The sequence below is a fragment of the Rhodanobacter sp. A1T4 genome (genome assembly GCF_014207185.1).
GTDB lineage: Bacteria > Pseudomonadota > Gammaproteobacteria > Xanthomonadales > Rhodanobacteraceae > Rhodanobacter.
Genome location: NZ_JACHCP010000002.1, coordinates 352,510 through 376,776, shown reverse-complemented (window position 1 = coordinate 376,776; position 24,267 = coordinate 352,510). Strand labels below are relative to the sequence as shown.

The window sequence follows — 24,267 nt, the reverse complement described above, 5'->3', positions numbered from 1 at the left end:
CGAAGGACACGTCATGCCTCGTCTTGCTCGTACTCTCTTGCCCATGCTGTTGATGACGCTGCCGATGATCGCCAGTGCCAGCGATGTGACCCGTTACAAGCTGCCCAACAGCACGTTTCCCATCTCGGCTGCGGTGGAAGTACCGGCCGGCAAGACCATAGTCTATCTCAGCGGGCAGATGGGGCAGATGCCCAAGGACGCCAATGCGTTGAAGGGGGCGCCAGTTTCTATGGGCGACACCAGAACGCAGACCATCTCGGCACTGACCAATATCAAGAAACAGCTCGAAGGCATGCACTTGAGCATGGGCGATGTGGTGAAGATGCAGGTGTTTCTGGTAGCCGACAAGAGCAAGGGTGACAAGCTCGACTTCGCCGGATTCATGGACGGCTATACGCAATTCTTCGGTACCAAGGAACAGCCCAACCTGCCGTCACGCTCGGCGGTCCAGGTGGAAGCACTGGTGATTCCGGCCGCGTTGGTAGAGATCGAAGTGACAGCGGTACGGCCATAGTTGATCGGCCGGCGTGCTTGCGGCGGCGACGTTTGAGCCGAGCTGTGCGCTTCTAGTTTTTACAGAGCATCCGCATCCATTTCCTGGGTGCGGATGCGAACGACTTGTTCCAGTTCGGCAACGAAGATCTTGCCATCGCCGATCTTGCCGGTGCGGGCCGCGCCGGTGATTGCCTCGATCGCGTGATCGAGCCGGTCGTCGGTCACGGCGACTTCGATCTTCAGCTTGGGCAGAAAATCAACGACGTACTCGGCGCCGCGATAGAGCTCGGTATGCCCATGTTGGCGACCGAAGCCCTTCACTTCAGTCACGGTCATGCCCTGCACGCCGGCTTCGTTCAGCGCCTCGCGCACATCGTCCAGTGTGAACGGTTTGATGATCGCCGTGATCCATTTCATATTGTCTTTCTCGCGCGGGAATGACTGCATTCAGCACGATGCATGCCATGGCGTTATGCGTGTTTGTACTCGTTGCAGCGCGGGTGTCATGCAACGATGCGAATGATGTCGCACTAAAGTCGTGCAAATTGGGCAGAGTTTTGCTCATGCATGGTGCGCCTCGGACTTGCATGAGACGGCTCACATTGACTCGAACGGGTTGAATCAGTACCATTTTAGTCCCGATTCGATATTTCCAGGCCAGACCGCACCGATGTTACGTGTCAGCCGACTCACCGATTACGCCACCGTAGTGATGACCTGCATCGCCGCGCACCCGCATGACGTACTCAGCACGGGGCAGATCGCCGACGAGACGCGACTGGAATTGCCGACCGTAAGCAAGCTCCTGAAGGCGCTCGGGCATGCCACGCTGGTTGAGTCGTTCCGCGGCGTCAACGGCGGCTACCGGTTGGCGCGATCGGCGTCGGACATTTCGCTGGCGGAGATCGTCGAAGCGCTGGAAGGGCCGATCGGCATGACCGAGTGCAGCCTGGCCGATGGCCAGTGTGATCGCGAAGCGCAATGCGGTGTGCGCGGCAGCTGGCAGCAGGTTAACAGTGTGCTGGACAATGCGCTGCGCGCTGTGAGCTTGGCCGACATGCTCAAAACGCGTCTGCCGGTTGCGAATGTTGATCATCGCAACCCTGACAATCATCCTGATAACCAGGCTGCGTCGAAAAAGATGCCGCCACGGCGGATAGCCGCTACAGCGGTCAATGACGCCGCCATCTCGTCAAAATCCGGCGAGATCACAACCGAATGAACGAGACCATGATCAGCGACAGCACCAGTACCGCGCTTCGCGACAACGCCGAAGTGGCGGAAGTGCTCGGCCGCAGCTATGCGGCCGGCTTCGTCACCGATATCGAGATGACCAGCCTGCCGCCGGGCCTGAGCGAGGACATCATCCGCCAGCTCTCCGCGATCAAGCGCGAGCCGGAGTGGATGACCAACTGGCGGCTCGATGCTTATCGCCACTGGCTCACCATGCCGACACCCGATTGGGCCAAGCTGAAGATCGAGCCGATCGATTACCAGGCGCTCAGCTATTACGCCGCGCCCAAGGCGGGTCTGAAGTCACTCGACGAAGTCGACCCGAAGTTGCTGGAAATGTACGAGAAGCTTGGCGTTCCGCTGCATGAGCGTGCCAAGTTGGCCGGCGTGGCGGTCGACGCCGTATTCGATTCCGTGTCGGTCGGCACTACCTTCCGCAAGGAACTGGCCGCGGCCGGTGTGATCTTCTGCTCGATGAGCGAAGCGATCCGCGAACATTCCGAGCTGGTGCAGCAATACCTTGGCAGCGTCGTGCCCACCGGCGACAATTTTTTCGCGGCGCTCAACTCGGCGGTTTTTTCCGACGGCAGCTTTGTCTTCATTCCCAAGGGCGTGCGCTGCCCGATGGAGCTGAGCACGTACTTCCGCATCAATGCGCAGAACACCGGACAGTTCGAGCGCACCCTGATCGTGGCCGAAGAAGGCAGCCACGTGTCGTATCTGGAAGGCTGCACCGCGCCGAAGCGCGACGAGAACCAGCTGCACGCGGCGGTGGTCGAGCTCGTGGCGCTGGAAAAGGCGCAGATCAAATACTCGACCGTGCAGAACTGGTATCCGGGTGACGAGAATGGCGTCGGCGGCATTTACAACTTCGTGACCAAGCGCGGTGACTGTCGCGGCGACGATTCGAAAATTTCCTGGACTCAGGTGGAAACCGGTTCGGCAGTGACGTGGAAATACCCGAGCTGCGTACTGCGCGGCGACCGCTCGGTCGGGGAGTTCTACTCGGTGGCGTTGACGCATCATCATCAACAGGCCGATACCGGTACCAAGATGATCCACATCGGCAAACACACCAAGTCGAAGATCGTCGCCAAGGGCATCAGCGCCGGGCGTAGTTCCAACAGTTATCGCGGCCTGGTGAAAATGGAGAAAGGTGCCGAGGGCGCACGTAACTACACCCAGTGCGACAGTCTGCTGATCGGCAAGAAGTGCGGTGCGCACACTTTTCCGTACATGGAAGTGAAAAACCCCACCGCCATCGTCGAGCACGAAGCGACTACCTCGAAAATTTCCGACGACCAGATGTTCTACTGCCGTGCCCGTGGCATCAGCGCGGAAGACGCCGTGTCGATGATCGTCGACGGCTTCTGCAAGCAGGTGTTTCGCGAGCTGCCGATGGAGTTTGCGGTCGAGGCGAAGAAGCTGCTGGAAGTGTCGCTGGAAGGAGCGGTCGGTTGATGAGCGCCGTTGCCGCCACCGAAAAGTCGCTGCTGCAGTTGCGGCCGGCTACCGTGCAGGATGTTGGCGAGATTCTCTCGCTGATCCGTGAACTGGCTGACTACGAAAAGCTGCTGCACGAAGTCGATGCCAGCGAGGATGACCTGCGCCGTGACCTGTTCGGCGACACGCCTCGCGCTCATTGCGACATCGCGATGTGGAACGGTGAGGTCGCCGGTATGGCCTTGTGGTTCTACAACTATTCCACTTTCCTCGGTCGCGCCGGCATCTATCTCGAAGACCTGTTCGTGCGGCCGGCGTTTCGCGGCCATGGCATTGGCAAGTCGCTGATCGCGTATCTGGCGCAGCGTTGCATCGATGAAAATCTGTCACGGCTGCAGTGGTCAGTGCTGGACTGGAATGCGCCGTCCATCGCGTTCTACGAGTCGCTGGGCGCTGACGTGATGCGCGAGTGGCTTGCCTGCCGCATGAGCCGCAAGGCGATCGATACGTTGGCAACGAGTTATTCGCCGGTCGAGGCGTCTCCGTGAGTTTCAAAACCATCGTGCATTCACTCATCAAAAGGATCACGGCATGAAGTCGTCTTCAAGGATTTTGCTGTGTGTGCTGGCCACCGCCAGCGTCGTCGGCTGCAGCGTACCGATCAAGCATCAATATCTCACCGCGCCGCAGATCAGCGGCACCGTGACGCGCGCGGGCGAACCAGTGGAAGGTATCCACATGCAGCTGGTCGATGTGTTGAACGCATCGGGCGAGCCGGTGCTCGGCGCCGTCACGCAGGAAGCGGTCACCGATGCGCAGGGCCATTTCAAGTTGGGGCCGATGAAGCAGCTGGCGCACAGGGTCAATAACCCGCTGTTCAAGGTGGATCAGCACACCGTGCCGTGGGGCCTGCGCATGTCGAAAGACGACCAGACCTGGCACGTCGGCTGGGCGTCCGATCCAGACATGTTTGGCGAGGTGCCCAAGACGGTCGTCACCGCACAGTGCGATCTGGCGGTCGACAGCAAGTCTAGCGTCATCGATGGCGATATTGCCATTGTCGGCACGGGGCCTTGCAAGCTGAAAGTTGCGGTAACTTCAAAGAAATGAGCGCGAAGCTGAGCCGTATCCAACTCAGCCTGCTTTGCGCTGCGCCGCTGTCGCTGAGTGCATGCGTGCCGTGGCCGCATCACGAGCTGAGCGCGCCCGAGATCATCGGCAGCATCGAGAATTTTGGCGCGCCGGTGGCCCATGTGCACATACAACTGAGCGACATGCTCGACGCGTCGGGTCATGCTGAAGCCAAGGCGAAAACCCTGGATGTTGTCGCTGATGCCAGAGGACATTTTCAGATAGGACCGATTCGCCGATTTGTATGGACGTCTCATGTCCGTGATCGGCCCGTGCCGTGGGGTTTGAGCTTTTCCACCGACGGTGGGCCGCTGCGCGCAGGCTGGCTGTCGGATCCTGCGGAAAGGGGGTTTGTACTCGACGAGCCCGTCATCGCCATCTGTGATTTGAAATCATCGGCGGTGAGCAGTGGCATAGGTGGTTACCAACAATTGCAAGGCCATGGGGTTTGTTCCATGGCCGTCGTGGGATCAAAGTAATGAACATGCTGAAAATCGAAAACCTGCACGCCCGTGTCGAGGGCAAGGAAATTCTCAAGGGCCTCAACCTCACCGTCAACGCGGGCGAGGTGCACGCCATCATGGGGCCGAATGGTGCGGGCAAGTCGACACTGGGCAACGTGCTGTGCGGTCGCGAGGGTTATGAGGTGACGGCCGGTACGGTGATCTATAACGGCATCGATCTGCTGGCGCTCGATCCCGAAGCACGCGCGGCGGCTGGCGTGTTCCTGGCGTTCCAGTACCCGGTCGAGATTCCCGGCGTCAACAACACCTATTTCCTTCGCGCGGCCTTTAATGCGCAGCGTAAGGCACGTGGTGAAAAAGAATTCGATTCCATGCAGTTTCTCAAGCTGGTGCGCGAGAAGCTGAAGGTGATGCAAATCTCCGACGAGCTGCTGCATCGCGCGGTCAATGAAGGTTTCTCCGGCGGCGAAAAGAAGCGTAACGAGATATTCCAGATGGCCGTGCTCGAGCCCCAGCTGGCGATCCTTGACGAGACCGATTCCGGCCTCGATATCGATGCACTTAAGCAGGTGGCGCAGGGCGTCAATACGCTGCGCTCTCCCGAGCGTGCGTTCCTGATGATTACTCATTACCAGCGCCTGCTCGATTACGTGGTGCCGGATTTTGTGCACGTGCTGGCTGATGGTCGCATCGTCGAGAGCGGCGACAAGTCGCTGGCGTTGAAGCTGGAAGAGCAGGGCTATGCCGGCATCGCCGAGCGTCGCCCGGCGGGGGCATCGGCATGAATCAGCCGGCAACGCTGCCGCTGGTGAATGCCTTGCTGGACTCGCCGCTGCCATCCAGCGGTATTGACTGGCTGGATGCTGCACGCCAGGAAAATCGCGAGGCGTTTGCTGCTGGCGGTCTGCCCGATACGCGACTGGAAGCGTGGAAATACACCACCTTGCGCGCACTTTCCCAGCGCCGCTTTGCCAATGGCGATGCCCATGCGCAGGAACGCGAAGTGGATGCCTCGACGCTGGTATTGCCTGGCGTCGCCGGTCCGCGGCTGGTGTTCGTCAACGGCCGGTTTCGCGCTGATCTGTCGGCTATCGACACGCTGCCGGACGGGCTCACCTTGCAGCCGCTGTCGCAGGCGCTGCAGGGCGATGCCGAGCCGCTGCGCTTTGCGCTGTCGCGGTCGGCTTCGATCAGACATGTCCGTGACGCCAGTGATGCCTTCGAGCGCATCAATGCCGCCAGTGCAAATGACGGCGTGGTGCTGCGGCTTGCCGCGAACCAGAAAATCACGGTGCCGGTCCAACTGGTGTTTATCGGCGCAGCGACCGAATCGGACCTAGCCTGGCATGTGCGCAACGTCATCGAACTTGGTGAGCATGCCGAATTGAGCCTGGTCGAGCAGCACATCAGTAGCGGCGAGCCGTCGTATCTGGCCACGCTGGTCAGCGATATCGAGCTGCGTGAAGGCGCAGTGCTGCATCACACGTTGCTGCAGAACACGGCGGTGACTGCCAGCTTGATTCGACGCAGCAACCTGCGCCTGCATGCGCGCTCGCACGCAACGCTGCATGTGCTGGAACTGGGTGGCGCCTTGGTGCGCCACGATCTGCAGGCGGAGCTGATTGGTGACGAAGCGCAGCTCGATACGCGCGGCGTATTCATGCCGCATGGCCGCCAGCATATCGATACCCAGCTGGCGATCCGCCATCAGGCGTTGAACACGCAGTCCAGCTCCAACTGGCGTGGCGTCGCCAACGATCGCGCACGCGGTGTGTTTCGTGGTGCGATGGTGGTGGCGTCTGGCGCCGATGGCAGCGATGCCAGTCTCAGCAACAAGAACCTCTTGCTGTCGCCAAGCGCGGAAATCGATACCAAGCCCGAACTGGAAATCTATGCGGACGAAGTGAAAGCCGCGCACGGCGCCACGGTCGGCCAGCTCGACGAACGCGCGCTGTTCTACCTACGCTCACGCGGCATCCCGCTCGCTGATGCGCGCGTACTGCTGACTACCGCGTTCTGTCGCGCGGTGCTGGATGATCTGCCGAACGAGACGCTGCGCGAACATCTCTCTGAACTGCTGATCGCGCAGCTCCCGAACTGAAGCGAAGTCACACCCATGAATGCCCAGCCAAAAACTCCCGCTACCTTCGACATCCAGCGCATCCGCGCGGATTTTCCGGTGCTTTCGCGTACCGTCCACGACGGCAAGCCGCTGGTGTATTTCGACAACGCCAACACCAGCCAGAAACCGGTGTCGGTGATCGAGGCGGTGAACCGGCACTACCGCGAAACCAACGCCAATGTGGCGCGCGCCGTGCATCAGCTGGGCGAGGAGTCGACGGCAGCATACGAAGGCGCACGTGACAAGCTGGCGCGTTTCATCAACGCTACCTCGCGCAACGAGCTGATCCTCACCTCGGGCACGACGCAGTCGATCAACCTGGTTGCTTACAGCTATGCGTTGCCGCAGTTGAAACCCGGCGATGCGATTCTCACCACGGTGATGGAGCATCACGCCAACATCGTGCCATGGCAGCTTGTCGCCGCGCGCAGCGGTGCCAAGGTCAAGGCTGCGCCGATCGATCAGCGCGGCGAGCTCATCGTCGAGCAGTTTGTCGCCATGCTGACACCCGAGGTGAAACTGGCTTGCGTGGCGCACGTGTCGAACGTGCTCGGCACGGTCAATCCGGTGCGCGAGATCGCACGCGAATGCAAAAAGCGCGGTATCCCGCTGCTGGTGGATGGTTCGCAGGCGGTGCCGCATCGGCCGGTCGACGTGCAGGCGCTGGGCTGTGATTTCTACGCGCTCACCGGTCACAAGATGCTGGCGCCCACCGGCACCGGTGCGTTGTGGGCGAAGCGCGAGCATCTCGAAGCGATGCCGCCGTTCTTTGGTGGCGGTGAGATGATTCGCGAAGTCAGTTTCAACGGCACCACGTTTGCGCCACCGCCGCACAAGTTCGAGGCCGGCACGCCCAATATCGCCGGTTTCGTCGGCCTGGGTGCGGCAATTGACTACTATGAGTTGATTGGTTTTGACGCGATCCACGCGCAGGAGCAGGACCTGCTGCATTACGCCACCGAGCGGTTGCGCGAGATCCCCGGCGTGCACCTGTTCGGCGAGGCCAGGGAAAAAGAGGCCGTCATCTCGTTCTTGATAGAGGGCGCACAGGCGACCGACCTGGCTACCTTGCTCGATCTGCAAGGCGTGGCCGTGCGCTCGGGGCATCATTGCGCGCATCCGCTGATGCAGTTCTTCAACGTGCCAGCCACGCTGCGCGTCTCGTTGGCGTTTTACAACACGCGCGAGGAAATCGATGTATTCATTGCCGCCTTGCTCAAGGTGCGCAAGCTGCTGATGTAGGTTGGCAACGAGGCGAAGGATTCCCGTGGTGATGCGCGGGCGCTACTCTCCTATAACTTGTCTCCACGCGATTGGCCTTCCATGCTCGCAAAGCTTCCTGGTTTTATCCGCGTACCACTGGTGATGCTGTTGCTGGCACTCAACATCGTGGTGCATGTGACGCCGCTGTTTGTGCTCACGCTGTTCAAGGTGATCGTGCCGATTCGCGGCATTCGCCTCGCGTTGTCGCGCGGGCTGGTGCTGATCGCGGAGAGCTGGATTGCCGTCAATAGCGCCATGTTCGAATGGTTTACCAAGACGCGTTGGCAGCTCGAAGGGCTGAATAACCTACGCTACGACGGTAATTACCTGGTGCTGTGCAATCACCAGAGTTGGGTCGATATTCCGGTATTGCAGAAAATCTTCAATCGCCGCATTCCATTTCTGCGCTTTTTCCTCAAGAGCCAGCTGATCTGGGTGCCGCTACTGGGTCCGGCGTGGTGGGCGCTGGATTTTCCCTTCATGAAGCGCTACTCGAAGGAGACTCTGGCCGCACACCCAGAGCTGCAGGGCAAGGACATGGAGGCCACGCGTCGCGCCTGCGAAAAATTCCGGAACATGCCGGTGTCGGTGATGAACTTCGTCGAGGGCACGCGCTTTACACCGGCCAAGCACGACAAGCAGAAATCATCGTACGACTATTTGTTGCGGCCGAAAGCCGGCGGCGTCGCGTTTGTGCTGGATGCGATGGGCGATGCGCTGGATGCAATGCTCGATGTCACTATCGTTTATCCCAATGGCCCGTATACGATGATGGACCTGATCGCTGGCCGCATCAGCGAGATTCGTGTGCACGTGCGCGAGCTGCCGATCACCGCTGACCTGCGCGGCGGTTACGAAACCGATGCAGCGTTCCGCGACAGTTTCCAGATGTGGGTCAACACGCTGTGGGCCGACAAGGACGCGCAGATAGCGCGCATGCATCAGCTTTAAGCTGCCATTGGTGCCCCATTAAAAAATCGCCCCGATGCTCAGCCGTCGGGGCGATTTGCTTTGCGCTAGATCATTACTTCGACAGTCAGTCGACTTCGTATGAGCGCTTCACCACGACGTGAACCGGACGACGGGTGAAGCCGAACAGGCCAGCCAGGAAGGCGATCACGCCACCGATAACCAGCAGAACCAACGCACTCCATGCGGCCTTCGATACACCGTGGGCGGTGGCATCGGCGGCTTCGCGCGCCTTCTGCTCTGTTTCCTGTTTCAGCTGCTGGAACTTTGCCATCGCCTGTTGATAGGTCTGCGCGTAGTTGTCGACGATCTGCTGCGCTTCCTCGTGCGATTTACCGGTGCGTGCGGCGACGATATTGACCAGTGCATCCTTGTCGGCGGCATTCAGCGCCGGCTGGCCTTCCTGCTTCACGCGGGCAAACCAGTCGCTGAGTTGCTGATCGGTCTGCTGCGGGGTGTCTGCCGTTTGCTGCGCGGTCTGCTTGCCATCGTTGGTGGCCTGCTGCGCGTTGGCCTTCAGGTTGGATGGGTCCAGTTCCGGCTTGCCGGTCTGGCGCAGCAGGGTGTCGAGCTGGTTCTGCAGATCACTGGTATCAAAGCTGATGCCGTTCTTCTGCAGTTCGTCCTTGACGCCGGAGGCGATGTGCGGGGCTGCGGCGGCTACGCCGTCACCGGCCAGTGACAAGCCCTTGCCGACCACGCCAGCTGCGGCACCAGCCACGCCGGAGGCCAGCGATGCCAGCAGATAGGTCGTGACCAGCGTGGTCACCGACCAGGTCAATACGCCGTGTAGGCCACCCTGGCCCGGCGCGGAACGACCGGCAACGAAGGCGCCAACCAGAATAGCGATGAGGGTAGTGATGCCCAGCCAGATGCCGGTGCCGGCGCCGAAGCCGTTCAACGGATTGGCGTCGCGCAGGGGATCGATGGCGCCTGCGCCGATGGCCGTACCAAGCACGCTCAGCACCAGATAAGTCACCAGGGAGAGGAAGCAGCCGGCAAAGATCGCACCCCAGGAAATGCGGGGTTGCTGTTCGGGGTTAACGTAAGTGGTCATGCTGGGGCCTCGTGATCGTCAATGATGGGAAAGGGTCGAGTGTTGGTTGAGGTGGTCGCTGCAGCCTCATGCAGGTGGGGCCGGCAGGCACCAGTCGATGCGATCGGTTGACTGGGGTGCGCAGTCTGCACGGGGGCTTTGCACCAGTCGCCCTGCATATGCACCAGTGCGGCTAGTGCAATCGACTCAGGCCATAACGGCGCTGGACTATGATCCTTGGTGCTTTCGTACTGGTCGTTCGGGCTAACTGGATGGGTCAATCCGCCACACACTCTGACGCCCCACGATCGAAGGGAGTCTCCTTTCGGGATTCCCCGTTCCTCACTCCTGTCCTGAGTTCCCATCGATGATCGACCAGGTTCTACGCACCCAAACCGCCCGCCGCCAGCTGCAGCAGATCATCACTGGTCTCAGCGATGGTGTGATCTTGATCGAGCCCGACCAGACGATCATGTGGGCCAACCAGGCCGCGCTGGACATGCATGGCATCTCGGATATTGCGGCACTCGGTACGACGGTCACCGAATATCGCGAGCGCTTTCAGCTGCGCTATCGCAATAATCATCGTCTGGCTGCCGGCAACTATCCGATCGATCGCGTGATTGCGGGCGAGTCGTTCACCGATGTGGTGGTGGAAGTCATGCCGACGGCTGACGAGGAAGCTCGCTGGGTGCATCGCGTGCGCAGCCTGGTGCTGACCGACGCCGATGGTGAACCGGATTGCCTGGTGCTGATCATCGCCGACGCCACCGACTGGGCCAGCGCCGAGCAGCGCTTCGAGAAAACCTTCAATGCCAATCCCGCGCCGGCAGTGATTTGTCGCCTAAGTGACCTGCGCTATATCAAGGTCAATCAGGGCTTCATGGAAATGACGGGTTACACGCGCGAGCAGGTGATCGGTCATTCGGTGTACGAGCTCGACGTGCTGGAGCGCGCCGAGAACAAGGAGCTGGCGATCGAGCGACTCGGCGAGGGCGCCACCATTCCGCAGATGCAGGCGGAGCTGAAGCTGCCCGACGGTGGCACCAAGTTTGTCATCGTCGCCGGTCAGCCGATCGAGGTCGGCGACGAAGGGTGCATGCTGTTTTCCTTCATGGATCTTGAGCCGCGCCGCAAAGCGGAGGACGCACTGCGCCAGAGCGAAGAGCGCTTTGCCAAGGCATTTCGCATGACACCGGTATCTACGCTTGTGTGCAGCTCCGACCGCTTCCACGTGATCGAGGTCAACGAGGCTTTTGTCGCCACTACCGGTTACGCGTCGGAAGATGTGCTGGGCAAATCGATCGCCGAGATCGGCCTGCTCGACGATCGTCATGCCAACGCACAGCTCGGCAAGCTGCTGGAAACTGTAGGCAGTCTGCACAACACCGAATTCCAGATCCGCAAGAAGACCGGCGACCTGCTCGATTGCCTGGTATCTGCCGAAACCGTCAGCATCCACGGCACCACCTGCTATCTGCTGGTGCTGCTGGATATCACCGATCGCAAGCGCAGTGAAATGGAACTGGTCAGCGCGATCGAGACGGTGATGAAAGATGCCTCGTGGTTCAGCCAGACCTTGATCGAAAAAATGGCCAATGTGCGCCGCGCCAATGCGCCGGACGACGTCTCGAGTGCGGAGCTGGCCGACCTTACCGCGCGTGAGCGTGACACGCTGGGCCTGATGTGCGAAGGCCTGGCCGACAAGGAGATTGCTGCGCGATTGGGTTTGGCGCCTAACACCGTGCGCAATCATGTGGCGGCGCTGTACTCCAAACTCGATCTGCACAGTCGCAGCGAGGCCATCGTGTGGGCGCGCAAGCGCGGCGTGTTCGGCCATTCTGCCGATCGTGCCACGGTGCGGAAAAAGCCGCGTCGCACTCGTTGAAGCCGGAGTCTTAATCGCCGCTGTCCATTGCCGCAAATGCACTAGTTCAACTGGTTCAAATGGTGCTTTTTCCTTCACATCGAATCCCGCATTCTGGTCACCAGCCCGGCAGGCCCAACGCCTTCCGGCATCCATTCGACCATGATGATGAGGAGATAACGATGGACAAGAATCGTATCGACGGCACCGCCAAGCAGGTCAAGGGCTCCGTCAAAGAAGCCATCGGCAAGCTGACCGGCGACAAGAAAGCCCAGCTGGAAGGTGCTGCCGAAAAGCAGATTGGCAAGGCCCAGGCCAAAGCCGGCGAAGCGGCCGACAAAGTGCGCGACTCGCTGAAGAAATAAATCGCCGAACTCTCCAATCCAGCAGCATGCGGCGACCGATCATCGGCGCTACGTCGCTCTTTTCAGTAACCATCCAACGCAATTACCGCAGGAAGTAAAGTTATGGACAAGAATGAAGTCGAAGGCACCATCCGCAACGTTGCTGGCAAGATCGAAGATGCTGCTGGCGCGCTTACCGGTGATGCCGAGCATCAGATCAAGGGCAAGGCCCGCCAAGTTGCCGGCACTGCCCAGGCCAAGGCTGGCGAAGTACTCGATGATGTGCGCGAGTTTGCCGCTGCGAAGCCGGTTGGCGCCGTGCTGATCGCCGCTGGTGTTGCATTCGCCCTCGGTATGCTGTTCGCACGCCGCGACTGATAGGAATTGACCGTTTTTCTATCGCGGAAACAGTCAACCCAAAACGGTGAACCCAACAAAAAGAAAGTCGGAGGAGTCATCCTTCGACTTTCTTTTTTGAATCGCACTCAGATCGATACGCAAAGCCAACGACTACCCGCTTGTAATGATGCGCATCAACTTCTGAGCTTGTAACCGGTGCGAAAAATCCACCACACCACGATCAGGCACAGCGCCATGAAACCAAGCGTCGCGCCCAGGCTCACCGCAACGTTGACGTCGGCCACACCGTAGAAACTCCAGCGGAAACCGCTGATCAGGTACACCACCGGATTGAACAGGGTGAACTTCTGCCACAGCGGCGGCAGCATGCTGATCGAGTAGAACGCCCCACCCAGAAACGTCAGCGGGGTCACCACCATCAGCGGGATCACCTGCAGTTTCTGAAAGTCATCCGCCCACAGGCCGATGATGAAACCGAACAAACTGAAGGTGATCGCGGTAAGTAGCAAAAAGCCGACCATCCAGACCGGATGGGCGATCTCGTAGGGTACGAATAGCCGCGCGGTTACCAGGATCAGGATGCCTAGCAACACCGACTTGGTCGTCGCTGCACCCACATAACCGAGTACGACTTCGAAGTAAGATACGGGCGCGGACAGCAGCTCGTAGATCGTGCCGGACCACTTCGGCAGATAGATGCCGAATGAGGCATTGGAGATGCTCTCGTTGAGCAGCGACAGCATGATCAGGCCCGGGATGATGAAGGCACCGTAGCTCACGCCACCGATATGCCCCATGCGCGAACCGATCGCCGTGCCGAACACCACGAAATACAGCGACGTGGAAATCACCGGCGAGGCGATGCTCTGCATGAGGGTGCGAAAGGTGCGTGCCATTTCGAAACGGTAGATTGCGCGGACGGCGTGGATATTCATGTGCGCGCCTCCACCGGGCCAGTTCGCTTATCGGTATGCACCAGGCTAACGAAAATCTCCTCCAGCGAACTTTCGCTGGAATGCAGATCCTTGAAGTCGATGCCTAGCTCGCCGAGTTTACGCAGCAGGGGCGCGATGCCGGTCTGCTCGCCCTGCGTGTCGAAGGTGTATGTGAGGGAGCAGCCGTTCTCGCTCAGTTCCAGCGGCAGGCCGGCCAGCGCTTCGGGTATCTGTTCCAATGGACTTTGCAGTTGCAGCGTGAGTTGCTTCTTGCCGAGCTTGCGCATCAGTACATCCTTGTCCTCGATCAGCACCAGCTCGCCCTTGTTGATCACACCGATGCGGTCGGCCATCTCCTCGGCCTCCTCGATGTAATGCGTGGTCAGGATGATGGTGACGCCGCTCTCGCGCAGCGCGCGCACCATCTCCCACATGTCGTGGCGCAGCTCCACATCGACACCGGCAGTCGGTTCATCGAGAAAGAGAATCTGCGGCTCATGTGCCAGTGCCTTGGCGATCAGCACGCGGCGCTTCATGCCCCCGGACAGCGCCGCGATCTTGCTGTCTTTCTTGTCCCACAACGATAGGTCGCGCAGCACCTTTTCGATATGCGCGGGGTTGGCCGGCTTGCCGAACAGGCCGCGGCTGAAGCTGACCGTGGACCACACCGACTCGAACGCGTCGGTGGACAGCTCCTGCGGCACCAGGCCGATCTGCGCGCGCGCGGCGCGATAATCACGCACGATGTCATGGCCATTCGCCAGCACGGTACCACTGGTCGGTTTGACGATGCCGCAGATGATGCTGATCAGAGTGGTCTTGCCCGCGCCGTTGGGGCCGAGCAGGGCGAGAATCTCACCGCGGCGGATATCCAGGTCGATATGTTTCAGTGCCATGTGGCCGGAGGCGTAAACCTTGCCGAGTCCGCGGATGCTCACGATCGAGGGTGATGCCTCTGCCGGCGTGATCGAGCGTGCTGGGTTGTGCATGGTGTCTCCATAGGCTAACGGGCCATTGTCCTCCCTGCATGAAAAAACCGCAGCCCGAAGGCTGCGGTTTTCTTCAGTAGGACTTAAGGGACATGACCGGTAATTACCAGATCTTCACCTGCGTCTCCGGCGAACGCACCATCGCTTCGCCGGCCTTGCATTTGAACGCCTGCGCGAACTCCGGCATGTTCGACGGTGCGCCGATCGCGCGGAACTGCGCTGGCGCATGCGGATCGGTGTTGAGCAGGGTGATCTGCGCTTCAGGGCGGATGTTGCCACGCCAGACACGGGCCCAGTTGAGGAAGAAGCGCTGATCTTCGGTATAGCCGTCTATCTTGCGTTTGGCTTCCGCGGGATTCTTCGACAGCGCCATCTGCAGTGCGGTGTAGGCAGCGTTCAATCCGCCGAGATCGCCGATGTTCTCGCCCATCGTGAGGTGACCGTTGACGTGCTTGCCCGGCAGCGGTTCGTACGCATCGAACTGTGCGGCGAGCTTGTCGGTGCGTGCTTCGAACGCTTTGCGGTCGGCATCGGTCCACCAGTTGACGTTGTTGCCTCGGGCGTCGAACTTGCTGCCCTGGTCGTCGTAGCCGTGGCCCATCTCGTGGCCGATCACCGCGCCGATGCCACCGTAGTTCACGCCGTCATCCGCCTTGGCGTCGAAGAACGGCGGCTGCAGGATTGCTGCCGGGAACACGATCTCGTTCTGCTGTGCGTTGTAGTACGCGTTCACCGTTTGCGGCGTCATGCCCCATTCGCTGCGGTCGACCGGCTTGCCGATCTTGGCGATGCGGTAGTCGTAGTTGAACTTGTCGGCGGCCTGCACGTTGGCGTAGTAGTTGTCTTGCGTCAGGGTGAGGTCCGACCAGTCACGCCACTTGTCTGGATAGCCGATTTTCGGCACGAAGGTGGCCCATTTTTCCAGTGCCTTCTGCTTGGTCGCCTCGCTCATCCAGGCCAGGTTCTCGATACGCGTCTTGTAGGCGGCGCGCAGGTTGGCGACCAGTTCCTGGGCGCGCTGCTTGGCCACCGGCGAAAAGTTGTCGGCGACGTAGAGCTGGCCCAGCGCCATGCCCATGCCATCGTTGGTGGCGGCCAGCACGCGCTTCCAGCGCGGCTCTATTTCTTTCTGGCCGTTGAGGGTCTGGTTCTCGAAGGCGAAATCCTCCTGCTCGAACGGCGTGGAAAGATACGGTGACGCATTGGAGATCGCGTGGTAGCGGAAGTACGCCTGCCACTGCGCTATCGGTACGTCGCCGAACATCTTCTGCACTTCGCCAAAGAACTTCGGCTGCGAGAACGAGAAACCCTGGCTCACGTCTGCATCCTGCGTCTTGAAGAACGCAGTCCAGTCGAAGCCCGGCGTCAGCTTGTCGGCATCGGCAATGCTGACGTAGTGATAACGGTTTTCCGGTTTGCGCATTTCTACCGGTGGCAGCGACGCCGCGGCCAGACGCGTCTCGAATGCCAGCACATTCTTGGCCTGCTGCTGTGCGTCGGTTGTACTCACACCGGTGAGCGCCAGCAGCTTGGCGATGTGCGCCACATATGCCGTGCGGATCTTCTCGAACTCCGGCTTGCTGTAGTAATCGACGGTCGGCAGGCCGAGGCCGCCCTGGCCGACATAGGCGATCTCCTGGCTGGAATCCTTGAAGTCGCCGTTGCCACCAAAGCGGAACAGCACTGGTTCGCCCTTGGCATACGTGTCGCGGATATAGCCGGCGATGTCGCCCGCATTCTTCAAGCCATCGATCTGCGCGAGCTGCGGCTTGATCGGATCAAAGCCGGCACGATTGACTGCTGCCTCGTCCATGCCGGAGGCATAGAGGTAACCAATCTTCTGCTGGATCGATCCTGGCGTGGCTTCCGACGCATTCGCTGCCGCGGCGTCGACAATCTTGTGCTGCACATTGAGGCTGTCTTCGCGCAGCATGTCGAAAGAGCCCCAGCGCGTGCGATCGGCGGGGATCGGATGCGTCGCCACCCACTGCGCATTGACGAAGCCGTTGAAGTCGGCGCAGGGCTTGATGCTGGTGTCGAGCTCCTTCACGTCGAACACAGCGGGTGCCGCCACCGCATTGATGGACAGGGCCAGGCCCACGGCCAAAGCCAGCGGTTTCACGAGTCGGTACGTCATGGATTCTCCCTCTGCGCCGTGGCGCGTTTCGATCGCCCGTCGCCGGGCATGGTGATCCCCGACCGTAGTCAACCAGGGCAGGGCACAGACAGTGTCGAAGGTCACGGGTGAGGGCTTTGAGTGTGCGGAATGGCTGTATCGGGTCACGCTGCGCCGTATGGTGGAAAAAGCGACGTGCGCATTATCATCGCCGGATGAACACATCTGCCCCTATTGCTTTTCGTACCGCCGTGTCCGCCGATATCCCGGCTATCGTTGCCTTGGTCGAGTCCGCCTATCGCGGCGAATCGGGCTTGCGCGGCTGGACCACCGAGTCGCACCTGCTCGACGGCCGACGCACCAATAACGAAGACGTGGGCGCCGTCATCAAGCGCCCGCACAGCTGCCTGCTGTTGGCCGAGCGCGACGGTCAGCTGATCGCCAGCTGTCATGTCGAGCGGCAGGGCAAGTTCGGTTACTTCGGCATGTTTGCTGTGGACCCCGCACAGCAGGGTGGTGGCCTGGGCAAGGCCGTGCTGGCCGAAGCCGAGCGTCTGGCGCGCGAACGCTGGCAGTGCCGCGCCATGCGGATGACCGTCATCGAGCAGCGCAACGAACTCATCGCCTGGTACGAGCGCCGCGGCTATCTGCGTACCGCGGAGTACGAGCCATTTCCCTATGGCGACGAGCGCTTCGGCATCCCGCGCCGCCCTGACCTGCGCTTCGAAGTGCTGGTGAAAACCTTCGCGAAGCAGCCGGCGTGAACGGCTGGATCAAGGTAGGCACCCGCAGCGAGATCCTGCCCGGCGAATTCAAGGTCGTCTGGGACGGCGACACTGCCATCGCCGTCTACAACATCGACGGCACCCTCTACGCTATCGAAGACATCTGCTCCCATGATGGCGGCGAACTCGCTGGTGGTGACGTCCACGGTTTCGAAGTCGAATGTGCGCGCCACGGTGCGCGTTTCGACCTGCGCACAGGGGCTGTAACCAAACCACCAGCATACGAGCCGATCGCGAGTTTTCCGGTGAAGGAAGAGGGCGGAGAAATCTGGACGCGGGATGACCGGTGAATGGTGCACTTCATTTCGTGCGTGCTGTGAATCTTGACATCATCCTGGGAGGATTGGGCCGCAGGATTAGGCTGCACCAAGCGGATCAAATGGTTGATTTTTATTGGTGTAGGGCAAAACGATAGGCAGCGACAAACGTATTGTGCGGACGTATTAGGCTGCATTTTCCAACCTACATTTAGTTAGGTGTCTCAATGCGTAGCACCAAATATATATTTGCCTTACTCGTAACCGTAACTTTGGGCTACGGCACGTTTATTGGCCATGCGTTGTTGGGCGCTTACGTTGCTGGCCACCTTCCGTATGCACTATTTCTATCGGGCTTTGGTTTACTCCTGCTCCCCGGTTTGGGAGCTGCCTTGGTCACTGGATTCCTACTGGCAGCCCTCGCGCGCTTGATCATTCCACGCTTTGCCGTTGTCGTACCCGTGCTGGCTACTTTGCCATGGGTAGCGCTCCATATTTTGGCCTGGACCGTTTATGGTTCTCGAGATATTTGGTGGGTGGTCCTTAGCGATATCGCGTCGCTCATGATAGCGACATACACTCTGGCAATACTGCTTAGGCGGCATCGGCTTAGGTGGCCACCTAACGCCTCCAGCGCCGCTTAACTCCAGACATAAGCGTTAGGCCTCAGAAACCGGATCCTCGTTTGCTAAAGTGTCGAAGGAGTCAAAATGGCTCGTCAAATCATCTTCACCCCGAAAGCGGCTAAGCCGCCGCCTACCTACAGTCAAGCGGTCAAAGCTGCAGGCCTGGTGTTCGTCTCTGGTACAGCCCCTGCTGATCCAATCACTGGTGTGATCAAGGGCACAACCATTCAAGAGCAAACCCGACAGTGCCTGACTAACATACAGGCCATCCTCGAGGAAGCAGGTAGTTCCTTAGAAAAGCTTGTCAGTGTGACCGTCGTGTTGGCAGACGAAGATGATTTCGCCGGCATGAACGAGGAATGGCTCAAATGGTTTCCTTCCAATCCACCAGCTCGCCAGGGCGCCAAGCTGCCTGTGCGCATGCCTGGCCTTAAGATTTCCATTGCAGCGATCGCTGAGACCTAACCCTTCAATCAACCGGGCATGCCCTAGCAAGCTGGGGCATGCCGCTTATCTCAAACGTTAGATGCCTACTAAGCGTTGATGTCGTATGCACGCGGACTCAAATGGAGGCTGATGATGGAAGAGCAGAACATTCGGATGGCTATTGATCGACATTGGGCTGCATCCGCTGCGGGTGATCAAGTTGTCGAGCATGAGATCTATCACGATGATGCTGTCTGTGAATATCCGCAGTCAGGCGAGGTCATCCACGGTCGGCGTAACCTGCAAGCGCTTCGTAGCCATCATCCTGGTAGACCATCGGGGTTTGAGGTCCGACGGATCGTAGGAGAGGGCAATTCCTGGGTTACCGAGTATGTGATTACCTACGAGGGCAAGCGCGCCTACACGGTGAGTATCATGGAGTTCCGGGATGGAAAGGTGTTGCACGAGACTCAATACTTCGCCGATCCCTTCGACGCTCCTGTTTGGCGGACTCAGTGGGTTGAGCGGAGGCGTGATGCGTGATTGAGCGCATCTAACAACGGCATGCCGCCGACGCCGCAAACGGCGCGGCTGATGTCGAGCGTTGGGGCAGAGGAGGAAACGGTGAAGCGTACCTGGACAATCATCGGTGTTGGCGATGTTGCTCGCAGCTTCAAGTGGTATCAGTCACTGCTTGGCCTGCCAGAGACCTCTCCTGCCCACGACTATTTCGGACAGATACTCGACACGGATGGAACCGTCTTGCTTTGCCTCCATCAGTGGGGCGCACACGAGCATCCTCCGTTAGTCAGCCCCAGTCGCTCAGGGCCAGGGAACGGACTACTCTTGTTCTTTCGCGTGGATGATTTCGACGAGGCGTTGCTACGCGCACACACGCTCGTGGCTGCCCTCGCAGAGGAGCCCCATGTGAATCCAAACACGGGAACCAAAGAGTTTGCGCTGTGCGACCCTGACGGTTATTACGTCATGATCAGTGCACTCTCCGCGGCCTGACAATTCATTCAAGCCGACGTCGCTTAGCGGCGTGGCTTAACTCAAGTGTTAGACGGCGGAGCCATGCTGGACTCTTGTGCGATTACTGTTCGAAAATTCGAAGAATCTGAATTTTCTGCTTATCAAGGTCTGCGCTTGTCGGCGCTCGAAGAATCGCCCGATGTTTTTGGAAGCACTTTAAGTGCAGAACATCTGCGTACGGCCGAAGAGTGGGCTTCACGACTTCAGGTTGGATGCAATTCAGGGCTAGACCTGCCGTTGATCGGGCAAGTTGGCACGACAGCGGCTGGTTTGGCGTGGGGCAAAGTCGATAGGTCCGACCGCACAATCGTCCACCTGTACCAAATGTGGGTAGCACCTGAGTTCCGAGGCCGTGGTGTAGCGCGTCTTCTGCTGCGCACGATCGTGGCATGGGCGGCATCGCTGCAAGCTCGTTCAGTACATCTTGGGGTAGCCTGCGGGGAGTCGCCAGCCATGCGCCTCTATGTCAGCGAGGGTTTCGTCCCGTTCGGGCAAGTCGAGCCATTGCGCTCAGGTTCCGCGCTGCTGGTCCAAAGCATGCAGTTTCAAATTTCCCATGCTGCCGTTTAACCCATCGTTGCGCCGGATTACTTCCGGTAACCGGTGAACTCAAACCGTTAAGCCACACAAATTCAATGGTCGCTGAGCTGTCTCAGAGGAGAAACCACTTGGCAACAATCCGAGAAGGCAACAAAGCAGCACTGGTAGTCGTTGACGTGCAGGTCGGCGTCATGAGCGGAGCCTGGGATGCTTCGCGAGTTGTCGATAAAGTCTCCTTCGTTGTCGAACGTGCCCGCGCTGCAGGCGTCCCGGTAGTCTGGGTGCAACACTCCGACGAGCAATTGGTGAGGGAGAGCCCGCAGTGGCAGTGGGTGCCGAAGCTTGTCCCACGAGAGATTGAGCTGCGCGTACACAAGCAGTTCAACTCATCCTTCGAACAAACCAGCCTTGAGGGCGAGCTGGCGACGTTGGGAGTAACGCATATCGTCCTAGCCGGGGCTGCGACCAACTGGTGTATTCGAGCTACGGCCTATGGTGCGCTGGAACGCGGATACGACGTAACCCTTGTTAGCGACGCCCACACAACAGAGACGATGCAGCTTGAAAGCGGCGTGAAGATCGAAGCGGAGCACGTCATTCAAGAACTCAACATCGCCATGCAATGGCTTGCCTATCCCGGGCGCAAGAACGGTACGGCGAGCGCCGAGCAGGTCCAGTTTTAGCATTCCCTTTGTTGGCTGGCTCGGCGTGTGTGGCGCTGTGCTTCTTCGGAAATGCCTAACCACTCGTTCAAGGCGGACGGCTACGCCACCGCTTAACTCCAGCGTTAGTCGCCTCAGGAGGCACCATGCCACTTGTCACTGTCACTGTTCGCAAGCCAAAGTCGAGCGCATTCAAATCCACGGTCCTCGACGCAGTGCATTCCGCGCTCGTCGCATCTGGCGTACCCGCAACAGACAAATTCCAACGAGTCATCGAACTCGAATCCGATGACTTTCGCTTCGACCCAACTTACCCTGATCTTCAGTCAGAACGAAACAGCGACTTCGTACTCATCGAAATCCTGTGGTCAGTGGGCAGGAGCGTCAAAGTCAAGAAGAAGTTGCTCGAGCAACTTATGGGAACGCTCTCGCAGGCGGGGCTCAACCCGGAAAACGTCATGGTCTGTTTCAAGGAAACTGCTTGGGAAAATTGGTCATTCGGTGGTGGCCGCCTCATTCACACCTGAGCAGTCACCCATGCAAGTGCCTATTCAAGGCGGAAGGCTTCGCTGCCGCTTAACTCCAACGGTAGGCATCCGAGTAACCAGCAGAGGTATGTCATGACTGATCACCCGCTTGAAATCTGGCATAGGCTTGTCCGGGAGCGCGATCCATCGGGATTGAGTGATTTGCTCGCGGCGGACGCGGTCTTCTACTCGCCAGTCGTTCACACACCGCAACGTGGCAGGAAGCTTGCCGCCGGGTATCTGAGCGCGGCATTCCACGTATTCTTCAACCCGACCTTTCAGTACGTACGCGAGATCGTCGGCGCTTCGGACGCCATGCTGGAATTCGAGACCGAATTGGACGGAATACTGATCAATGGAGTCGACCTGATCAAATGGAACGATGAGGGGCAGATCGTCGAATTCAAAGTGATGATCAGGCCGCTCAAAGCGATCAACATCATCCACCAGCGCATGGCAGCCATGCTTCATCCAATCGATGAACGCACCGACATCTAACCCTTTCTTCAAGCGGACCCACCTCACGACCTCCTGCTACAGGCACTCAAGCAATGAAATCCAAAGGTCTGCAAAATTGGGAGAGAACGCGTGCGTTGGGTATGGCTCGCTATGTCCTGGTCAAAGGTGTTCTCTCGTATGGCCTGACCATGTTTATCGTCATGACGTTTATCGTTCACCGCAGTGATCTGAGCCCGAGATTCATTGCCCTATCGGCTGTGCTCTGGCTGATCGCAGGGGCTGTGTTCGGCACTTTTACATGGCTTTTTATGGAGCGGCATTACCGCAGAGCCGTTCCGAAGATCATTGCCTGACCACATCAGTCAAACGAAAAATTCATCAACCCGACTGGCGATGTGCCAACGTCTAGAAGTGATAGACAAACGCCAGCGCCTCGGAAATTTGCGTGCGCGATCCAAAACGCGTGATCAGCGGGCTGTCAGCGGCGTTGCCGAGCAGGCGGCCGTAGGTGAGGGCCAAAGCCACACCAGTGTGCCGGCTGGTGGGTACGAACAGATCGTATTCCAGTGAGGCGAGCTGGCTACCGGCACCTGGGTGCCAGGCGGGTACGTTGAGCACGCTGGCCTGACTGGGCGTGATGCCGAAGAAGCGGTTCGCCGCGGGCGCATTCATCGCCTGCCAATGGACCTCAAAAGAGTGCTCCAGCAGCCAAATCTTGGGCAGATCCCACTCGGCATAGACCTGGAGATACTCGCCGGCGCCATTGATGTCGTGACTGAGGTTGGTGCCGACGTCGATGGTCTTGCTGAGCTGCCACTCCAGATAGCCGCCGGTGGTGAGGCGTGGCGAGAGTGAATTGATCTTGCCGCGCAATATGCCCAGATCCTCGCTGTCGCGACCCCATTGGTAGTCGCCAAACAGGCCTCCGTGAAGCACGGTGCCCCCGATCAGATCGACCTGCAGCCCATCGAGTGTGGACAGGCTGACGTGGTCCGGCCATTCGAAGTCGACGTAGGGAATGGATTCATTCCGATGGGTTTTGCCACCCGGAAAGCTGGGCAGACGCTCTATACCCGCGCCCAGGGCCAGGGTAATGGCGTTGGGGTCAGTAGCGGTGTTGTCTCCTGTGTCGGCCCTGCTGCCGGACGACCAGCACAGGCCCGCCAGCAAGCAGGCAGACAGGAAGCCGGCCGACAGCTGAACGCGGTTATTAGGGGAAGTTCGAGGCAGAAAATCGGGCAAGGCGAAATGGGGCACGTCGGGAAGGCAGGCAGAGCAAGGGCTGGCAAGCATAGGTGATTTACCCGCCCAGACGGATGCATGGCCCGGGGCACTCCGGACATCATTCGTTAAGAATTTGAGAAAGGAGGCCGAAAGGGAGTCTTTTTATCCTTCACACATAATTTACAAGAGAAATAACCAATGCCCGTGTCTGGCTGGACCATTCTTTGTGATTTCGACGGCACCATTTCCGTCGAGGACGTGATCGATTCGCTGCTCGACCGCTTCGGCCGGCCCGGCTGGGAAGTGCTTGAGCAGGACTGGCGCGCCGGCCGCATCGGCTCACGCGAGTGCATGTCCGGTCAGGTCGATTTGCTGAAGATGACCCGCGACGAGCTGGATACGCATCTGGCCGGGCTGTGGATCGATCATGCGTTTCCGGGTTTCGTGGCGAAGGCACGTCAGCTGAATGTGCCGATCCGCATCGTCAGCGATGGCCTCGATTACGCGATCCACCAGATTCTTGGCCGTTACGGCCTGGATAACCTGCCGTTGGCCGCGAACCACTTGTCGCCGGCGCAGCCGCCGAAGCAGTGGCAGCTGACCTCGCCGTTCCAGGCGGATGGTTGCCGCAGCGGCACCTGCAAGTGCGCCTGCGTGGCGCAGGCCCGCAAGACCGGTGCAAAGACCTTGCTGATCGGCGATGGCGCCTCGGATTTCTGTGCCGCTGATCGCGTCGACTTCGTGTTTGCCAAACATCGCTTGATCGAGCATTGCCGCGCTACCGGCATCGACTACGTGCCGATCACCGGCTTCGAAGATGCACTGGAGTTTCTGCCGAAGCTGCTCGATGGCAGCCTGGCCAGCCATTGGCATCACGAGCACGCGCAGGCGCACGCGATCTCCTGATTGCGTTGCGCGCCGTTATCCTTCTGAATCCCCCCGAATCATTCCGGATTTTT

At 59.4% G+C, this 24,267-nt stretch carries 30 protein-coding genes; 24 read left to right on the top strand and 6 right to left on the bottom strand.

The window, feature by feature from the left end:
- Positions 1-13: 13 nt before the first annotated feature.
- Positions 14-514 (top strand): RidA family protein, encoded by a 501-nt coding sequence (locus HDE80_RS04935; protein ID WP_184668445.1) that lies wholly within the window; start codon positions 14-16, stop codon positions 512-514.
- Between the two features lie 59 nt (positions 515-573).
- Here HDE80_RS04935 and HDE80_RS04930 read toward each other — a convergent pair whose 3' ends face one another.
- On the bottom strand, positions 574-912 hold the full coding sequence (locus HDE80_RS04930) for a P-II family nitrogen regulator (RefSeq protein WP_184668443.1): 339 nt from the start codon (positions 910-912) through the stop codon (positions 574-576).
- Positions 913-1,165: 253 nt separating this feature from the next.
- Between HDE80_RS04930 and HDE80_RS04925 the strand changes: the two genes are divergently transcribed.
- The 9 genes from HDE80_RS04925 to HDE80_RS04885 all read left to right on the top strand — a co-directional run bounded on the left by HDE80_RS04925 (position 1,166) and on the right by HDE80_RS04885 (position 9,102).
- On the top strand, positions 1,166-1,717 hold the full coding sequence (locus HDE80_RS04925) for an SUF system Fe-S cluster assembly regulator (protein WP_184668441.1): 552 nt from the start codon (positions 1,166-1,168) through the stop codon (positions 1,715-1,717).
- 8 nt (positions 1,718-1,725) lie between these two features.
- Positions 1,726-3,189, top strand: coding sequence for a Fe-S cluster assembly protein SufB (gene sufB / locus HDE80_RS04920; protein WP_184605068.1), 1,464 nt, complete (start codon positions 1,726-1,728; stop codon positions 3,187-3,189).
- Positions 3,189-3,719 (top strand): GNAT family N-acetyltransferase, encoded by a 531-nt coding sequence (locus HDE80_RS04915; protein ID WP_184668439.1) that lies wholly within the window; start codon positions 3,189-3,191, stop codon positions 3,717-3,719. The genes sufB and HDE80_RS04915 overlap by 1 nt, the downstream gene beginning before the upstream one ends.
- Before the next feature lie 43 nt (positions 3,720-3,762).
- Positions 3,763-4,281 (top strand): hypothetical protein, encoded by a 519-nt coding sequence (locus HDE80_RS04910; RefSeq protein ID WP_184668432.1) that lies wholly within the window; start codon positions 3,763-3,765, stop codon positions 4,279-4,281.
- Positions 4,278-4,781 (top strand): hypothetical protein, encoded by a 504-nt coding sequence (locus HDE80_RS04905; RefSeq protein ID WP_184668430.1) that lies wholly within the window; start codon positions 4,278-4,280, stop codon positions 4,779-4,781. The genes HDE80_RS04910 and HDE80_RS04905 overlap by 4 nt, the downstream gene beginning before the upstream one ends.
- A gap of 5 nt (positions 4,782-4,786) precedes the next feature.
- The gene (sufC, locus tag HDE80_RS04900) at positions 4,787-5,551 is read left to right on the top strand and encodes a Fe-S cluster assembly ATPase SufC (protein ID WP_184668892.1); all 765 of its coding nucleotides are present in this window, start codon (positions 4,787-4,789) and stop codon (positions 5,549-5,551) included.
- Entirely contained in the window at positions 5,548-6,867 is a 1,320-nt protein-coding gene (sufD, locus tag HDE80_RS04895) for a Fe-S cluster assembly protein SufD (protein ID WP_184668428.1), read from the top strand. The genes sufC and sufD overlap by 4 nt, the downstream gene beginning before the upstream one ends.
- A gap of 15 nt (positions 6,868-6,882) precedes the next feature.
- On the top strand, positions 6,883-8,130 hold the full coding sequence (locus tag HDE80_RS04890) for a cysteine desulfurase (protein WP_184668426.1): 1,248 nt from the start codon (positions 6,883-6,885) through the stop codon (positions 8,128-8,130).
- A gap of 81 nt (positions 8,131-8,211) precedes the next feature.
- Positions 8,212-9,102 carry an acyltransferase gene (locus tag HDE80_RS04885; protein ID WP_184668424.1) on the top strand — a complete coding sequence of 297 codons (891 nt, stop codon included), beginning with the start codon at positions 8,212-8,214 and terminating at the stop codon, positions 9,100-9,102.
- Between the two features lie 85 nt (positions 9,103-9,187).
- On the opposite strand, the gene HDE80_RS04880 is transcribed toward HDE80_RS04885, so the two are convergent.
- Positions 9,188-10,177, bottom strand: coding sequence for a hypothetical protein (locus HDE80_RS04880; RefSeq protein ID WP_184668422.1), 990 nt, complete (start codon positions 10,175-10,177; stop codon positions 9,188-9,190).
- Between the two features lie 346 nt (positions 10,178-10,523).
- Here HDE80_RS04880 and HDE80_RS04875 point away from each other — a divergent pair, with 346 nt between their 5' ends.
- The 3 genes from HDE80_RS04875 (at position 10,524) to HDE80_RS04865 (ending at position 12,745) form a co-directional block, all read left to right on the top strand.
- Positions 10,524-12,044, top strand: a complete 1,521-nt coding sequence (locus tag HDE80_RS04875) for a helix-turn-helix transcriptional regulator (protein ID WP_184668420.1) — start codon at positions 10,524-10,526, stop codon at positions 12,042-12,044.
- Positions 12,045-12,205: 161 nt separating this feature from the next.
- Positions 12,206-12,388 (top strand): CsbD family protein, encoded by a 183-nt coding sequence (locus HDE80_RS04870; protein WP_184604895.1) that lies wholly within the window; start codon positions 12,206-12,208, stop codon positions 12,386-12,388.
- Positions 12,389-12,490: 102 nt separating this feature from the next.
- Positions 12,491-12,745 (top strand): CsbD family protein, encoded by a 255-nt coding sequence (locus tag HDE80_RS04865; protein ID WP_184668417.1) that lies wholly within the window; start codon positions 12,491-12,493, stop codon positions 12,743-12,745.
- Positions 12,746-12,900: 155 nt separating this feature from the next.
- Here HDE80_RS04865 and HDE80_RS04860 read toward each other — a convergent pair whose 3' ends face one another.
- From HDE80_RS04860 to HDE80_RS04850, 3 genes are all read right to left on the bottom strand, one after another.
- On the bottom strand, positions 12,901-13,662 hold the full coding sequence (locus HDE80_RS04860) for an ABC transporter permease (protein WP_184604899.1): 762 nt from the start codon (positions 13,660-13,662) through the stop codon (positions 12,901-12,903).
- A complete protein-coding gene (locus tag HDE80_RS04855; protein ID WP_184668415.1) occupies positions 13,659-14,651 on the bottom strand; it encodes an ABC transporter ATP-binding protein in 993 nt (330 codons plus the stop codon). The genes HDE80_RS04860 and HDE80_RS04855 overlap by 4 nt, the downstream gene beginning before the upstream one ends.
- A gap of 103 nt (positions 14,652-14,754) precedes the next feature.
- On the bottom strand, positions 14,755-16,788 hold the full coding sequence (locus tag HDE80_RS04850; protein ID WP_184668413.1) for a M13-type metalloendopeptidase: 2,034 nt from the start codon (positions 16,786-16,788) through the stop codon (positions 14,755-14,757).
- Positions 16,789-16,982: 194 nt separating this feature from the next.
- On the opposite strand from HDE80_RS04850, the gene HDE80_RS04845 reads away from it, so the two are divergent.
- From HDE80_RS04845 to HDE80_RS04800, 10 genes are all read left to right on the top strand, one after another.
- Positions 16,983-17,531 (top strand): N-acetyltransferase, encoded by a 549-nt coding sequence (locus tag HDE80_RS04845; RefSeq protein WP_184668411.1) that lies wholly within the window; start codon positions 16,983-16,985, stop codon positions 17,529-17,531.
- Positions 17,528-17,842, top strand: coding sequence for a non-heme iron oxygenase ferredoxin subunit (locus tag HDE80_RS04840; RefSeq protein WP_184668409.1), 315 nt, complete (start codon positions 17,528-17,530; stop codon positions 17,840-17,842). The genes HDE80_RS04845 and HDE80_RS04840 overlap by 4 nt, the downstream gene beginning before the upstream one ends.
- 677 nt (positions 17,843-18,519) lie before the next feature.
- Entirely contained in the window at positions 18,520-18,900 is a 381-nt protein-coding gene (locus HDE80_RS04835; protein ID WP_184668407.1) for a RidA family protein, read from the top strand.
- Between the two features lie 114 nt (positions 18,901-19,014).
- Positions 19,015-19,404 (top strand): nuclear transport factor 2 family protein, encoded by a 390-nt coding sequence (locus tag HDE80_RS04830; protein ID WP_184668404.1) that lies wholly within the window; start codon positions 19,015-19,017, stop codon positions 19,402-19,404.
- Positions 19,405-19,875: a VOC family protein gene (locus HDE80_RS04825; RefSeq protein WP_255483581.1), complete on the top strand. Its 471-nt coding sequence runs from the start codon at positions 19,405-19,407 to the stop codon at positions 19,873-19,875.
- Between the two features lie 63 nt (positions 19,876-19,938).
- Positions 19,939-20,466: a GNAT family N-acetyltransferase gene (locus HDE80_RS04820; RefSeq protein ID WP_184668402.1), complete on the top strand. Its 528-nt coding sequence runs from the start codon at positions 19,939-19,941 to the stop codon at positions 20,464-20,466.
- 98 nt (positions 20,467-20,564) lie between these two features.
- Positions 20,565-21,119, top strand: coding sequence for an isochorismatase family protein (locus tag HDE80_RS04815; RefSeq protein WP_221437425.1), 555 nt, complete (start codon positions 20,565-20,567; stop codon positions 21,117-21,119).
- A 125-nt stretch (positions 21,120-21,244) separates the two neighbouring features.
- The gene (locus HDE80_RS04810; protein ID WP_184668396.1) at positions 21,245-21,625 is read left to right on the top strand and encodes a tautomerase family protein; all 381 of its coding nucleotides are present in this window, start codon (positions 21,245-21,247) and stop codon (positions 21,623-21,625) included.
- Between the two features lie 93 nt (positions 21,626-21,718).
- Positions 21,719-22,123, top strand: a complete 405-nt coding sequence (locus tag HDE80_RS04805) for a nuclear transport factor 2 family protein (protein ID WP_184668394.1) — start codon at positions 21,719-21,721, stop codon at positions 22,121-22,123.
- Positions 22,124-22,176: 53 nt separating this feature from the next.
- On the top strand, positions 22,177-22,437 hold the full coding sequence (locus tag HDE80_RS04800; RefSeq protein ID WP_184668392.1) for a hypothetical protein: 261 nt from the start codon (positions 22,177-22,179) through the stop codon (positions 22,435-22,437).
- A 52-nt stretch (positions 22,438-22,489) separates the two neighbouring features.
- On the opposite strand, the gene HDE80_RS04795 is transcribed toward HDE80_RS04800, so the two are convergent.
- Positions 22,490-23,341: a MipA/OmpV family protein gene (locus HDE80_RS04795; protein WP_345776412.1), complete on the bottom strand. Its 852-nt coding sequence runs from the start codon at positions 23,339-23,341 to the stop codon at positions 22,490-22,492.
- 165 nt (positions 23,342-23,506) lie between these two features.
- On the opposite strand from HDE80_RS04795, the gene HDE80_RS04790 reads away from it, so the two are divergent.
- The gene (locus tag HDE80_RS04790; RefSeq protein ID WP_184604933.1) at positions 23,507-24,214 is read left to right on the top strand and encodes an MtnX-like HAD-IB family phosphatase; all 708 of its coding nucleotides are present in this window, start codon (positions 23,507-23,509) and stop codon (positions 24,212-24,214) included.
- Positions 24,215-24,267: the final 53 nt, after the last annotated feature.

Excerpts from the sequence above, each read along its gene's own strand:
- HDE80_RS04935 (WP_184668445.1), top strand. The coding sequence starts at position 14 with ATGCCTCGTCTTGCTCGTACTCTCTTGCCCATGCTGTTGATGACGCTG.
- HDE80_RS04930 (WP_184668443.1), bottom strand. The coding sequence starts at position 912 with ATGAAATGGATCACGGCGATCATCAAACCGTTCACACTGGACGATGTG.
- HDE80_RS04925 (WP_184668441.1), top strand. The coding sequence starts at position 1,166 with ATGTTACGTGTCAGCCGACTCACCGATTACGCCACCGTAGTGATGACC.
- sufB (WP_184605068.1), top strand. The coding sequence starts at position 1,726 with ATGATCAGCGACAGCACCAGTACCGCGCTTCGCGACAACGCCGAAGTG.
- HDE80_RS04915 (WP_184668439.1), top strand. The coding sequence starts at position 3,189 with ATGAGCGCCGTTGCCGCCACCGAAAAGTCGCTGCTGCAGTTGCGGCCG.
- HDE80_RS04910 (WP_184668432.1), top strand. The coding sequence starts at position 3,763 with ATGAAGTCGTCTTCAAGGATTTTGCTGTGTGTGCTGGCCACCGCCAGC.
- HDE80_RS04905 (WP_184668430.1), top strand. The coding sequence starts at position 4,278 with ATGAGCGCGAAGCTGAGCCGTATCCAACTCAGCCTGCTTTGCGCTGCG.
- sufC (WP_184668892.1), top strand. The coding sequence starts at position 4,787 with ATGCTGAAAATCGAAAACCTGCACGCCCGTGTCGAGGGCAAGGAAATT.
- sufD (WP_184668428.1), top strand. The coding sequence starts at position 5,548 with ATGAATCAGCCGGCAACGCTGCCGCTGGTGAATGCCTTGCTGGACTCG.
- HDE80_RS04890 (WP_184668426.1), top strand. The coding sequence starts at position 6,883 with ATGAATGCCCAGCCAAAAACTCCCGCTACCTTCGACATCCAGCGCATC.
- HDE80_RS04885 (WP_184668424.1), top strand. The coding sequence starts at position 8,212 with ATGCTCGCAAAGCTTCCTGGTTTTATCCGCGTACCACTGGTGATGCTG.
- HDE80_RS04880 (WP_184668422.1), bottom strand. The coding sequence starts at position 10,177 with ATGACCACTTACGTTAACCCCGAACAGCAACCCCGCATTTCCTGGGGT.
- HDE80_RS04875 (WP_184668420.1), top strand. The coding sequence starts at position 10,524 with ATGATCGACCAGGTTCTACGCACCCAAACCGCCCGCCGCCAGCTGCAG.
- HDE80_RS04870 (WP_184604895.1), top strand. The coding sequence starts at position 12,206 with ATGGACAAGAATCGTATCGACGGCACCGCCAAGCAGGTCAAGGGCTCC.
- HDE80_RS04865 (WP_184668417.1), top strand. The coding sequence starts at position 12,491 with ATGGACAAGAATGAAGTCGAAGGCACCATCCGCAACGTTGCTGGCAAG.
- HDE80_RS04860 (WP_184604899.1), bottom strand. The coding sequence starts at position 13,662 with ATGAATATCCACGCCGTCCGCGCAATCTACCGTTTCGAAATGGCACGC.
- HDE80_RS04855 (WP_184668415.1), bottom strand. The coding sequence starts at position 14,651 with ATGCACAACCCAGCACGCTCGATCACGCCGGCAGAGGCATCACCCTCG.
- HDE80_RS04850 (WP_184668413.1), bottom strand. The coding sequence starts at position 16,788 with ATGACGTACCGACTCGTGAAACCGCTGGCTTTGGCCGTGGGCCTGGCC.
- HDE80_RS04845 (WP_184668411.1), top strand. The coding sequence starts at position 16,983 with ATGAACACATCTGCCCCTATTGCTTTTCGTACCGCCGTGTCCGCCGAT.
- HDE80_RS04835 (WP_184668407.1), top strand. The coding sequence starts at position 18,520 with ATGGCTCGTCAAATCATCTTCACCCCGAAAGCGGCTAAGCCGCCGCCT.
- HDE80_RS04830 (WP_184668404.1), top strand. The coding sequence starts at position 19,015 with ATGGAAGAGCAGAACATTCGGATGGCTATTGATCGACATTGGGCTGCA.
- HDE80_RS04820 (WP_184668402.1), top strand. The coding sequence starts at position 19,939 with ATGCTGGACTCTTGTGCGATTACTGTTCGAAAATTCGAAGAATCTGAA.
- HDE80_RS04810 (WP_184668396.1), top strand. The coding sequence starts at position 21,245 with ATGCCACTTGTCACTGTCACTGTTCGCAAGCCAAAGTCGAGCGCATTC.
- HDE80_RS04805 (WP_184668394.1), top strand. The coding sequence starts at position 21,719 with ATGACTGATCACCCGCTTGAAATCTGGCATAGGCTTGTCCGGGAGCGC.
- HDE80_RS04800 (WP_184668392.1), top strand. The coding sequence starts at position 22,177 with ATGAAATCCAAAGGTCTGCAAAATTGGGAGAGAACGCGTGCGTTGGGT.
- HDE80_RS04790 (WP_184604933.1), top strand. The coding sequence starts at position 23,507 with ATGCCCGTGTCTGGCTGGACCATTCTTTGTGATTTCGACGGCACCATT.